At 75.9% G+C, this 13,008-nt stretch carries 7 protein-coding genes; 5 read left to right on the top strand and 2 right to left on the bottom strand.

Translation table 11 applies throughout. From position 1 onward, the window contains the following. Positions 1-3: 3 nt before the first annotated feature. The 4 genes from WA788_RS23705 (at position 4) to WA788_RS23690 (ending at position 5,995) form a co-directional block, all read left to right on the top strand. Entirely contained in the window at positions 4-2,346 is a 2,343-nt protein-coding gene (locus tag WA788_RS23705; RefSeq protein ID WP_335980573.1) for a thioester reductase domain-containing protein, read from the top strand. Further along, positions 2,343-3,494, top strand: coding sequence for an alpha/beta hydrolase (locus WA788_RS23700; protein ID WP_335980572.1), 1,152 nt, complete (start codon positions 2,343-2,345; stop codon positions 3,492-3,494). The genes WA788_RS23705 and WA788_RS23700 overlap by 4 nt, the downstream gene beginning before the upstream one ends. Positions 3,495-3,578: 84 nt before the next feature. Continuing rightward, positions 3,579-4,949: a cytochrome P450 gene (locus tag WA788_RS23695; protein ID WP_335980571.1), complete on the top strand. Its 1,371-nt coding sequence runs from the start codon at positions 3,579-3,581 to the stop codon at positions 4,947-4,949. Continuing rightward, the gene (locus WA788_RS23690) at positions 4,946-5,995 is read left to right on the top strand and encodes an SDR family oxidoreductase (RefSeq protein ID WP_335980570.1); all 1,050 of its coding nucleotides are present in this window, start codon (positions 4,946-4,948) and stop codon (positions 5,993-5,995) included. The genes WA788_RS23695 and WA788_RS23690 overlap by 4 nt, the downstream gene beginning before the upstream one ends. A gap of 34 nt (positions 5,996-6,029) precedes the next feature. Here the strand turns inward: WA788_RS23690 and WA788_RS23685 are convergent, their stop codons facing one another. Further along, entirely contained in the window at positions 6,030-7,199 is a 1,170-nt protein-coding gene (locus WA788_RS23685) for a helix-turn-helix domain-containing protein (RefSeq protein WP_335980569.1), read from the bottom strand. A 125-nt stretch (positions 7,200-7,324) separates the two neighbouring features. Between WA788_RS23685 and WA788_RS23680 the strand changes: the two genes are divergently transcribed. Beyond that, positions 7,325-11,482, top strand: coding sequence for a hypothetical protein (locus WA788_RS23680; RefSeq protein ID WP_335980567.1), 4,158 nt, complete (start codon positions 7,325-7,327; stop codon positions 11,480-11,482). Positions 11,483-11,580: 98 nt separating this feature from the next. Here WA788_RS23680 and WA788_RS23675 read toward each other — a convergent pair whose 3' ends face one another. Beyond that, entirely contained in the window at positions 11,581-12,882 is a 1,302-nt protein-coding gene (locus WA788_RS23675) for a PQQ-dependent sugar dehydrogenase (protein ID WP_335980565.1), read from the bottom strand. Positions 12,883-13,008 lie beyond the last annotated feature (126 nt).

The raw sequence follows: 13,008 nt of genomic DNA, 5'->3' as shown, positions 1-13,008 counted from the left end.
CTCATGGCTGACGTGGACGACGCCGCCGCGGCGTACGCCCGGACCCGGGCCACTGCCGAGTCGATCGAACGCGGCGGCGGCAGCGGGCTGACCGTGTCCGACCTGCTGGCCAAGGTCAGGACGGCACCGCCCCCGCAGCCCGCCCCGCCGGAACCGGCCCCCGCCACCGGCCCGGGTCCCGCGCCCGCGGCCTCGGGCGGCACCGAACTCGACGCGCTGGCCGCGACGATCGCCGCCGCGGCCGGGCGCCGCCTGCCCGGCGGGCACCTCGCGCCGGACGCCGACTTCTTCGACGCGGGCGGGACCTCGGTCCACGCGGTGGAACTGGTCGCGGAGTTGGAGAGCACACTCGGCGTCCGGTTCGACCTGGACGAGGTCTTCGCCGACGCCCGCCCGCTGAGCATCGCCCGGCGCCGGCTGGAGCACGCGGGCGCCGCGCCCGCACCCGCACCCGTTCCCGTCCGGGCCGCGCCCCCGCCCCCGGCGCCCGCCACCGCCCACGACCCGCGGACCGCCGCGCGCCCGGAGGACCTCGCCCAGATCCTGGCCGACCTCGCCCTCGCCGACCGCCTGCCGTTCACCGGGCCGCCCGAGCCGGTGCCGCCGCGCCGCATCCTGCTCACCGGCGCCACCGGCTTCCTCGGCGGCCACATGCTCCTGGACCTGCTGCGGCACAGCGACGCCCACGTCCACTGCCTGGTGCGGGCCGAGGACGAGGAGCAGGCCGCCGCCCGCCTCGGCGCGGCCCTCACCAGCTACCGGCTGCCCTGGTCCTCGGAGGTCCGCCGCCGCGTCAGCGTGCTGCCGGGCGACCTGCGCCGCCCGCGGCTGGGCCTGACCGGCGAGCGGTGGACCGCGCTCGCCGACGAGGTGGACGCGGTCGTCGGCGTGGGCGCGGCCGTGGACTTCCTGCGCGGCTACCCCTCGCTGCGCGGCAGCAACGTCCTGGGCACCCTGGCCCTGGCCGAGTTCGCGGCGGCCGGCCGGCCCAAACCGCTGCACCACGTCTCCTCCGTCGCGGTTTTCAACGAGGTCGGCATCACCGCCATGGGCGAGGACGACCCGCTGGCCCGCGTCGACCGCCTCGTGGCCGGCTACGACCAGTCGAAGTGGGCGGCGGAGGTGGCACTGCGGCGTGCCCGCGACCACGGCCTGGTCGTCACCGCGCTGCGCCCGGGCGGCATCGGCGGGCACACCAGGACCGGCGCCCACAACCCGCGCGACCTCAGCAGCGGCCTGCTCGCCGCCTTCAGCCGCTTCCGCACCGTCCCGGCCTTCCGCCACCTCAACGCGGCGCCCGTGGACTGGGTGAGCCGTACCGCGGTGGCGGTGGTGTGCGAGCCCGACGCGTGGGGCTACGACTACCACCTGACCGGCGTCCCCAACACGCTCGACGACGTCGTACGGGACATGGCGCTGGGCGGCATGCACGTGCGGGTGCAGGACTGGGACACCTGGCGGGCCGACGCCCTCGCGCGGCTGGCGGCCGACCCGGTCCCCGAACTGGACTTCCTCACCCGGCTGCTGCGCAGCCCCACCGCGCTCAGGCTGTGCGAGGCCACCCTCGAAGGCCCGGCGGCCACCGACGACCGCGCCGCCGCGCTCGTCGCGGCACTCGGGCTGCCACCCGCCGCCCGGTACGACGCCCGGGCCCAGCTGAAGACGTTCGAGAAGCTCGCCGCCGACGGCCTGGCCCGGCTGCCGGATAGGGACGACCCGCCCTACCTGTGGTTCACCGAGCACGCCGAGGGCCGCGTCGGGCCGCCCGGCGGCCCCGCCGACACCCCCTGCTCGACCGAGCTGACCCTGTCGATCGCGAGCATGCACCAACTGGTCGCCGAGCGCCGGGTGGACGTGCGCGGCGAGCTGAACTGCCCGGCCCTGCACCCCGAGCCGGTCACGGTGACGCGCGGCGCCATCGTCGTACGCCCCGACGAGGGCATCCCCGAACAGCACGGCTCGCGGCACCCGTTGCTCGCCTACCGGCTGGAGTTGGCCGACGCCGGCGGCGGCCGCTGGTGGCTCACGGGCCGCAAGCACGCCCGGGCCCGCCGCGACGTGTGGCGGCAGACGCGGGCGCTGACCGTCGAGATCGGCCGCGCGGGCGAACCCGCCCTGCTCGCCGGCGAGATCGTCGTCCCCGCCGGCTCCTACGTCCGCGACCAGATCGACGGCATCCGGTTCGACCCGCGCTTGACCGCAGCCGAGCAGCGCGCTGCCAAGCTGGGCTGGCTGGGCTGGTTCGGCCTGGAGATGGGCCGCGGCCTGCTCGGCCCGTTCACCCGCGCCGCCGCCGAACTGCTCGACCTGCGCCGTACCACCACCCCCACGGAGCGCCGCCGATGACCTTCCGGACCAGGACGACCTCCCGCGCCGCCGCCGCTGCCCGGCCCGCGGTCCGCACGGTCAGGAGCGCCCCCGCCCTGCGGCCGCTCCACCACCGCCTCGACCCCGCCCGGGTGGAGGAGATCCCCTTCCACACCGCCGACGGCGTCCGGCTGGGCCTGACCCGGGTGGACACCGGCGAGATCGGCCGCCCCGCGGTACTGCTGCTGCACGGGCACACCGCGTCCGCCGACATGTTCCTGCTGCCCGAGACCCGCAACCTCGTCGACGTCCTGCTCGACGAGGGCTACGAGCCCTGGCTGCTGGACTGGCGCGGCAGCTGCCGGCTGCCCTACAACGCGACCGGCCGCAGGTACACGTACGACGACGTCGCCCTGTACGACCTCCCCGAGGCCGTCCGCCGGGTCCGCGACCGGATCGGCGAGCGCCCGCTGTTCGTGGTCGCGCACTGCATCGGCGCCCTCGCGCTGTCGCTGAGCATGACCGCCGGACTGGTGCCGGGGCTGGCCGGCGTGGTGTCCCAGGGCGTCTTCCTCACCCCGAAGCTCGCCGGCACCACCTCGCTGCGGATGTCGGTCGGGTGGGAGCTGCTGAGGTCCCGGATCGACCACATCCCGGTGGACTTCCGCACGGTCGGGCTGTGGTCGAAGTACACGCCGCTGTTCGCGCTCGCCGGCCGCCGGGCGGACTGCCCGGACCCGACCTGCCAGATGCTGCACCACTCCGCCTGGGGGTCGGGGGCCTCGCTCTTCGTCCACGAGCACCTGGCCGACGCCACCCACGGCCGCCTCGCCGAACTCCTCGGCCCGGCGCCGCTGTGGATCGTGCCCCACCTGCGGCGCATCGCGCAGGCCCGTACGGTCGTGCGCTGGCACGACACCGACCACCGCTACCGGGCCCTGCCGCCCAACGCGCTGGACGCCGCCGCCCGCATCGACACGCCCGTCCTGCTGCTGGCCGGCAGCGACAACGGCCTGTGGCTGGACTCCCAGCGGCTGTGCCGCGACGTCCTGGCCCGGCGGCAGCCGCAACTGGACGTGGCGTACGTCGAGATCCCCGGCTACGGCCACCTGGACACCTTCATCGGCCGGGGGGCCGCGCTCGACGTGTTCGGGCACGTCGTCGACTTCCTCGGCGCACGGCGCTGAGGAGCCCGGCCCCCGCGCCCCCCGGCGACCGTGCCCCCCGTGCCCCCCCGCACCCGCCACCACGGCATCGAGAGAGGAAGCACCGTGACCGCACCAGCCGTCACCACGCCGCAGACCCCCGGCCGCAGGGGTCTGCCGCTGATCGGCGAGACCATTCCCTTCCTGCGCGACCAGCAGAAGTGGGCACGCGAACGCTACGACCGGTTCGGCCCCGTCTCCGAGGCACACCTCATCGGCCGCAGGTGGCATGTGCTGCTGGGGCCCGAGGCCCTCGACGTGGCGATCGTCGACCGGGACAAGGCGTTCGAGGCCGGACCGGCCTGGGGCTACATCAACGGCGCCTTCTTCCGCGGCGGACTGGCCTACCTCGACGCGGAGGCGCACTTCCGGCAGCGGCGCATCATGGGCGGCGCCTTCACCCGCACCCACCTGCTGTCCTACCTCGACGGGATCAACGAGACGATCGCCGAGCAGATCGACGGCTGGGCCGGGCAGCCGGAGACCAGGGTCTACCCGGCGATGAAGCAGCTCACCCTCGCCATCGCCTCGCGCACCTTCGCCGGCATCCGGCTCGGCGCCGACGCGGCGCGCGTCAACGACGCCTTCACCGACTGCCTGCGGGCCAGCACCGCGTTCGTCCGGCGCCCGGTCCCCGGGCTGAGCTGGTCGCGCGGGCTGCGCGCCCGCCGGGTCCTGGAGCAGACCCTGCGCGCGCAGATCCCGGCCCGGCGCGCGGAGCCGGGCGACGACTTCCTCAGCGTGCTGTGCGGCGCCCGGGACGACGAGGGCAACGTCTTCACCGACGACCAGGTCGTCTGCCACATGATCGCGCTGCTCCAGGCCGCCCACGACACGACGACGTCCACCGTCACGTCGATGATGTACCGGCTGGTCCAGCGGCCCGACTGGCAGGAGCGCTGCCGGGCGGAGAGCCGGGCCCTGGGCACCGCGGGCCTGTCCTTCGACCAGCTCGACCGGCTGCCGAGCACCGACCTGGTCATGAAGGAGACGCTGCGGATCGACGCCCCGGTGCCGGCGCTGCCCCGGGTCGCGGTCGCCGACACCGAGGTGCTCGGCCACCGGCTGCCGCGCGGCTCCTTCGTGCTGGCACTGCCGCAGTTCACCCACCACATGCCCGAGTGGTGGGACGAGCCGGAGCGCTTCGACCCGCTGCGGTTCACCGCCGAGCGCCGCGAGGACAAGGTGCACAAGCAGGCGTGGTCGCCCTTCGGGGCGGGCCTGCACAAGTGCATCGGCCAGCACTTCGCCGGCATGCAGATCAAGGCGATCATGCACCAGGTGCTCAACCGCTTCGCCTGGTCGACGGACGAGGGCTACGAGGTGTCCTGGGACCGTACGACGGTGCCCCGGCCGAAGGACGGGCTGCGGGTGCGGCTGGTGGCGGCGGGCCGGCCGGGCACCGCTGCTGCCCCGGGCGCGGAGGGCACGGCGTGAGCGGGGCGGGCGGGGAACGCGTCCTGGTCACCGGCGTGACCGGGTTCGTCGCCGGGCACTGCGCCAAGCACCTGCTCGACCGCGGCTACAGCGTCCGCGGCACCGTGCGCAGCCTGGCGGACCCGGCGACGGAGACCCTGGAGAAGGCGCTCGCGCCCAGCGCCGGCGGCCGGCTGGAACTGGTGGAGGCCGACCTCACCGACGACAAGGGCTGGGCCGCGGCGGTGGCGGGCTGCGCCTATGTGCAGCACGTGGCGTCGCCCTTCCCGGCCAGCATCCCGGAGCACGTGGACGACCTGCTCGCCGCCGCCGTCGACGGCACCCGCGAGGTGCTCACGGCCTGCGCGCGGGACGGCGGCGTGCGCCGGGTGGTGCTGACGTCCTCCGCGGCGGCGGTCATCTTCGGCCACGCCACCCGCTCCGACCAGCGGCTGGACGAGACGGTGTGGTCGAACCCGGACGGCTGCGACGCCTACCAGAAGAGCAAGACGCTCGCCGAGCGCGCGGCCTGGGACCTGGTGGAGGCGCTGCCGCCCGAGCAGCGGTTCGACCTCGTCGCGGTGAACCCCGGGATGGTGATCGGGCCGCTGCTGACCCCGCGGGTCAACACGACGATGGAGGTGCTCGGGCGGCTGCTGCGGCGCGAGGTGCCGGCGTCGCCCCGGATGGCGTTCGCCGTCACCGACGTACGGGACGTCGCCGCCGCGCACCGCCTGGCCATGGAGTCCCCGGCGGCGCCCGGCAACCGCTACCTGTGCGCCGGCGAGAACCTGTGGATGCGGGACATCGCGCGGGTGCTCGCCACCCGTTACGCCAAGGTCCCCACCGGGCAGCTGCCGGACTTCGTCGTGCGGGCCGCGGGCCTGTTCGACCCCGCCGTCCGCCTCGCCGCCACCTACCTCGGCCCCCTGGAACGCACCACGTCCAACAAGGCGTTCCGCGAACTGGGCTGGACCCGCCGCGACCCGGCGGCCACCATACTGGACGCCGCGGAGAGCCTGATCGCCTTCGGCCTGGCCCCCGACCGGCGCAAGGTCCGCGCCTGACCTGCCGGGCCGGCCGCGCCCGCCCGCCGCGGGGTCACACCCAGCCGCGGCGGGCGGCCGCCAGGGCGGCCTGGAAGCGGGTGGTCGCGCCGAGCGCGGTCATCAGGTCATGGACCCGGCGCTGCGTGGTGCGCGTGCTCCAGCCCTGCGTCCGGGCGATCGCCGCGTCCGTCAGCCCCGAGGCCAGCAGCATCAGCAGGGTGCGGGTCTCCTCGCCCGGCGCCGCCGACACCGCCGCGGCCTCGCCCGGGGTGGCGGCCTCGGCCGTACGCGAGACCGGCACCGTACGGGGGACCGGCACCGTACGCGCGGCCGGTGCCGCACCCGATGCCGCGCCCGCACCCGATGCCGCGCCCGCGCCCGGGACCCCGGCCGCGGCGAGCGGCACCGCCCGGTCCCACTCCGCCTCGAACAGCGCCTCCAGCGCGGCCAGGATCGGCGACGGGTGCACCAGGTACGCCGCCGCGTGCCCGCCGGCCGACAGGCTGAAGGGTATGAGCGCGGCCACCGTGTCGCGTATCACCAGCTTCAGCGGCAACTCACCGCGCACCCGGGCCTGTTCGCCGGCCGCCACGCTCGGCAGGATGTCGTCGAGCAGCCGCCCGGGCCAGGCCACGGCGTCCCGCGAGTAGATCACGCGGTGCACCACGCCGACGCGCTGGCGCTGGAGCTGGTGCTGGAGGTTGCTGCCGGGACGGTCGATGTACGGCGGCAGGTCGAACGCGCGCACCTCGCGCTCGGCCTCGTTGATCAACCGGCCCGCGGCCGCGCTGATGTCCTCACGGCGGGTCAGCAACTCCACCGCGATGTCCGGGTCGTTGATCCGCAGCGCCTCGCGGTGCGTCTCGGCCAGCCGCTGCACCAGCGAGCGCGCCGCGTCCAACTGCCGCTGCCGGTCCTGGATCAGCGCGGTCACCGCGACGTCCGGCGGGGCGGCGGTGAAGCGCGGCGGCCGGCTCCCGGCGCGGGTGGCAAGGCCCTTGGCGACCAGCGCCCCGAGCGTCTTCGCGACCGCCGCGGTGCTCGCGCCGCAGGCGTGCGCCAACTCCGAGGCGCTGCACCGCGGCAGGCCGACGAGCACGGTGTAGACGCGCTCTGTTTCGCCACCGAGTCCCAGCACGTCAAGTTTCATGGTCTCCCCGCAGGTCGTCTGGCGGACCCCCGCCACCTGGCACAACCCGGCCAGCGTGAACATCTTGCGCATGATCGGCGCCGGTTGGCATCTTCCACCGCACAGGGCGCTTCCCCGCGGCGACGAGGCCGCCGAGGACGCGCCCGCCCACTTCCCTGTGCGCCCGCACCCGCACTCCCTTCGTCGGAAGGTGTTCCATGCGCCGCTCCACACCGCCCGGCAGGGCAAGAGGCCGCGCCCGTACCGCCGTGGTGGCGGTCCTCGCGGCCGTCGCCACCGCCGCGGCCGTTCCGACAACGGTGTCAGCGGCGACGCCGCGGGCGCACGCGTTCTCCGCCCCGGCCGCGCCCGCCTCCGCGGCGGGGTCCGGCAACTCCCTGCCCTCCGCCGCCGGTTCGCCGCTCGGCACCTCCTCCGCGCCCACCCCGCCCACCGCCCAGCGCCAAGGCGCCGTGCCCGGGCAGGTCCTGGTGACGCTCGACGCCGGCACCTCCGTGACCGGCGCCGCCGTGCCCGGCACCCGGATCGCCGCGCGCCGCCCCCTCACCAGCAACGCCACGCTCGACGCGCGGCTGAAGGCCGCGGGCGCGCAGTCCCTGAGCCCGCTGCTGCCGGGCGTCTCGGCATCCGCGGCCGCGACGCTGACCGGCGCCGCCCGCGACCGGCTCGGCGCGAGCGCCCCCGACCTCGGCCGCACCTACGTGCTGCGGACCTCCACCCAGGACACGGCCGCCGTGGCCCGCCAGTTGGCGAAGAGCCCGGGCGTGGCCTCGGCCGAACCCGACCGCTACGTCAACACCATGAACACCGGCGCCCAGCGCCTGCCCGCGTCCGCCACCGCGCCCGGTACCGCGACCGCGCACACCCCCGCCGCGAAGGCGGCACCGGGCACCGGCACTCCGGCCGCCGGCGCCGTGCCCTCGAACGCCACCCTCGCCGACTCCGCGCAGGCGTTCCTCAACGCGGGCGGTGTCGACGCGGTTGGCGCCTACGCGGTGCTGAAGGGGGAGTTCGGCCAGCAGCCCGGCACCGGCGAGACCATCACCAACGTGTCGGTGGGCGACCTCACCGACCAGGCGATGGCCGACGCCGGGGACACCTACGTCCAGGAGAACGGTCCGACCACCGTGCTCCGCGACGGGCAGCGCTACCTCGACCTGCCGTCGATGCCGCTGATCCCGGCGTACGTCGCGAAGGACGCCGGCGGCCTGGACGGCGCGGCCGCCACCGAGCAGCAGGACGCCACCCTCGACGAGGTGATGCTCGACTTCGGCGTGATGGCGCCGCTGCCGCACGACCAGCAGCGAGCCTCGGCCACCGGCAGCGGCTACACCGACCTGCTCGGCATCGCCCCCGGCGCGAACTACCGGCTGGTGGTGCCCGAGCAGCCCACCACCGACCGGATCGCCGGCGCGCTGCTGGCGGCGGCCGACCAGACGCCCCGGCCGGACGTGATCACCGCGAGCCTCGGCTTCGGCACCGACGCGCAGGGCCTGCCCGGCCGCTACCTGGAGGACGACCCGGTGATCCGCTCGGTCGTCGCGTCGATCGTGCAGCACGACCACATCGTGGTGACGATCTCCTCCAACGACGGCACCCGCCTCTACACCCCGGCCTCGGTCGGCCCGGACGGCGGCAGCACCCCGACCGACACCGCGACCGGCCGGGAGCAGCCGACCACCATCGACGACGACGCGCTGTCCACCACACCGACCCGCGTGCCCGACACCGGCGCCATCGCCGCCGGCGGCAGCACCCTGGACGACACGCTGGCCCAGGGTGCCGACGGCCCCGCCACCACCGCCGAGACCCGCCTCAGCGGCTTCGGCAGCTTCTCCTCCGGCTTCGGCACCCGGGTCGACCTGTCCGCGCCCAGCGACAACATCCTCGCCTTCTCCCACCCGGCCGGCGGCTCCGCCCAGGACGTCGACGTCTCGCTCAACGGCGGCACCTCCGCCTCCGCGCCCGAGATCGCCGCGGCCGCCGCCGTGGTGCTCCAGGCCGGGCGGCTCGGCGGCCGCGCGCTGACCCCGCAGCAGGTCCGCGACGTGCTGGAGCAGACCGGCCGCGCGGTGCCGACCCCGCCGCAGATCGACCGCACCCTGCACGTCGGCCCGCAGATCGACGTGACCGCCGCCGCCGAGCGCGCGCTCGGTGGCAAGGCGCCCGCACACCCGGCGCTGGTCCGGGTCTCGGTCGCCCACCGCGTCACCCAGGGCGGCCTGGGCGGCGACTTCCTGGAGGGCACCGACCCCAACCGGATCGACCTGGACGACATGGCCGCGGGCGGCGACGGCGAGGGCCTGGCCGGCCCGGTCACCTTCGCCGGCGACGTCACCGGCCGGACCGGCCCCGGCACCTCCTACACCCTCACCGTCGGCAAAACCGTCTTCCGCTCCGCCACGCCCGCGATCCGCGTCACCCCGACCCGGCTGCTGGCCGCTGCCGGGCTGCCCGTGGCCGCCACCGCGGACCGCCAGGTCACCGTCACCTACGCGGTGGCCACCGGCGGCCACACCGTCGCCAGCGAGCGCCGCACCCTCACCGTCGGCCCGAGCGACGGGCGTTACGCCGAGGCGGCCGCCCCCACCGCGCCCTCGGTCGTCGCCGCCGGGCAGGCGGTGAAGGTCTCCTACGACCTGACCGGCGTCGCGAAGACGTCCGACCCGCAACTGGTCGTGTCCACCGCGGGCCACTGGAACCCGCAGCTGGCCCCGCTGTTCACCGCCGCCTGGCACCAGGCGCTGACTGCGGACAAGGGCACCGTCACGATCCCCGCCGCCGCCTTCGCCTCCGGCGGCGGGATCTACGGCATCGGCGTGGTCCAGTACGGCTACGGCGGCAACCCCCAGCAGACCGGCTACGGCGAGTTCGCCCCGATCCGGGTGGCCGGCGCCACCGCCGCGCAGCGCCCCGGCGCGCCGCTGCTGTCCACCGCCGCCACCGCTCCCGGGCACAGCGCCGAACCCACCCGCGCCGCCCCCGGGTTCGACGTGCGCTACGACGTGCGCGACGTGCCGGGCGCGCACAGCGCCGAGCTGGAGTTCTCCGCCCCCGGCCCCACCTCCTACGGCGCGCTGAACACGTTCACCAACGCCAACGGCACCGGCCTGGACGACGACGGCGTGGACGCCCCCTCCGCCGCGCACCGCGCGGTGCCGGGCACCTCCGGCACCGCCCACCTGGACGCCGCCGCGCTCGGCCTGACCGGCTCCGACAGCTACGAGGTGCGGGTCCTGGCGCTGGACCGCTCCGGGCACGTCGTCGGCCAGGCGTCCGCGCTGTCCACGCTCGCCTTCGACGACGGCCTGGCCCCCGCCGGCTCCTCGGTGACCGGCTTCGCCGCCGACGGCGCCCACTCGGTGGCCGCGCTGGCCACCGCCGCCGGCGGCAGCGAGGTCCGGCACTACGCGACGGCCACCGGCCGCTACGGCGCCGCCTTCGCCGCCGACCCCGCGGCCGGCTCCGCCTACCAGGTCGTCGGCGCCACCGACGACCGCGCGCTGCTGGTGCACCGCACCGCCGACGGCACGGTGCGGGTGGAGACGTGGAACACCGCGGCCGACACGCTCCTGGGCAGCACCGCGCTGACCACGGCCGACGGCGCCTACGTCACCGGCCGCGTGGACGCCGCCCACCGGCGCGGCGCCCTGCTGCTGCACGGCGCCGGCGGCGACCTCGTCCTGCCGGTCGACCTGGCCGACGGCACCGCGGCCGCCCCCATCCCCGCCGACCCGGCCGGGGTCTCCGCCGGGTCCTACGGGCTGCTGACCGTGGACCGCTCCACCGGCGCGGTGCTGCTCGCCCGCCAGGCCGGAGCGTTCAACTGCCTGGGCAGCGCCACCGTCGCCCGCGTCGACCTGACCGCACGCACGGTCACCGCGGACGGCAGCACCTCGGCGTGCAGCCACGGCATCGCCTCCGACGGCGCCGGCACCCTGTACAACCTGTCGGCCACCGAGATCAGCGTGAACATCGTGCCCACCGGCGTCATCTCCGGCATCGACGAGGCCACCGGCGCGAGTGCCGCCGTCGGCACGGACGGCTCGGCGAGCGTACGCCTGGGCAAGCCGGCCTCCCTCGCGGTCGACGGCACCCACAAGATCGCCGTGGTCTCCTACGCCTCACCCGCGGGCACCGCGTACTTCGGCGCGGGCATGTACGTGCCGGACAACAACGCGACCGGGCAACTGGTCGTGGTGGACCTGGCCACCGGCAAGGTGCTGCGCACCGTCACCGGCGTCACGCTCGGCGGGCACTCCGCGCCGAACGACACGATCCAGCTCGACCCGGCCACCCGGACCGGCTGGACCTACGGGGCGTACGACGAGCAGATCCAGCAGTTCTCGTACTGACCCGGGGCCACCGACCCGCTGCTACTGACCCGCGGCGCCCCGCGCCCGGCCGCATCCGGCCGGGCGCGGGGCGCTGTCGAGGAGGCCGGCTGCACGCGTCAACTCACCTTCACCTTCAGGATCTTGTCGTCCCCGGGCCGGGGGCTGATCCGGCCGTCGGTGTTGCTGGTGGTCACCAGCAGGTCGCCGTCGTAGCCGAGGACGGTGCGCAACCGGCCGTAGCCGGCGACGAGTTCGCTCTGCGGGGCGGCGACGAGCCGGGTGCCGTCCAGGGGGATGCGCCACAGGCGTTCGCCCTTGAGCGCGGCCATCCAGATGCAGCCGTCGGCCCAGGCGATGCCGCTGGGGGAGTCGGTCTCGGTGCCGAACTGGGCGACGGGCGAGGTGTATCCGGCGTGGCTGGTCTTTCCCTGGGTGGCGGGCCAGCCGTAGTTGTGGCCGGCCTCGATCAGGTTGAGCTCGTCGGCCTTCCGGTCGCCGAGTTCCGAGGCCCACAGGTTGCCCGACGGGTCCCAGGCCAGGCCCTGCACGTTGCGGTGCCCGATGGTGTACACCACGGACCGGCCGAACGGGTTGCCCGGAGCCGGCTTGCCGTCGGGCGTCATGCGCAGGATCTTGCCGCCCAGCGAGGACTTGTCCTGCGGCAGCGCGGTGTTCTCGGCGTCGCCGGTGCCCGCGTAGAGCATGCCGTCGGGGCCGAACGCGATCCGGCCGCCGTTGTGGTGGATGCTGCGCGGGATGCCCTTGAGGATGACGTGGAGCGTGCCGAGCTGGTGGCCGGCGCTCGCCGTGGGCGTGTACGTCAGCTTCGCGACGCGGTTGTCGGTCGCGGTGGAGAAGTAGACGTAGATCAGCCGGTCGCGGGCGAAGCGCGGGGACAGCGCCAGTCCCAGCAGGCCCGTCTCGCCCTGGGAGCTCTTGGTGGAGACCACCCCGGGCACCGTGCCGGCCACGGTGCGCTTGCCGCCGCCCGGCGCGATCCGCTGGATCACGCCGGTGTCGCGCGAGTTGACCAGCAGGTCGCCCCCGGGCAGCCGGACCATGCCCCACGGCACGTTCAGGCCGCTGGCGACGGTGCCGGTGACCTTCGCCGACCCGGTGGCCGAGCCCGCGGTCGGGGTCGGTGCGGGGGTCGTGGCCACGGCGGAGGGCGCGGAACCCGCGGAGCCGGCCGTGCCGGTCGTACCGGTTGTACCGGTCGTGCCCGTCGCTCCCGTCGCGGGCGTGGCCGTCGTCGGGGTCGCCGACGACGAGGAGCCGTCCGAGGCCGAGGAGCAGCCCGCCAGCAGCAGCGCCGCCGCCGCGGCGGCGCACCCCGCCGCCCGCAGCCGCCGCGCTCCGGCGCCCGCCCCGCGCGGCCCGTCCGCGTGCCCCGTCCCTGCCCTGCGCCATCCCGTCATCCGACCGGTCGCCCTTCCTCGTCGCAGCCGGCGCGGTGCGGTGCGCCCGGCCGGGCCCGCCGCGGACCCTGCGACCACTCCTACCCGATGCCCCCGCCCGCCGCGACCCCGCGCGCCGGGGGCTGC

Origin of the sequence: Streptomyces sp. CA2R106, assembly GCF_037034245.1 — a bacterium.
In the GTDB taxonomy this organism is placed as follows: domain Bacteria; phylum Actinomycetota; class Actinomycetes; order Streptomycetales; family Streptomycetaceae; genus Actinacidiphila.
Note: the sequence above shows the minus strand (reverse complement) of the source record. Positions and strands in the feature narration are given on the sequence as shown.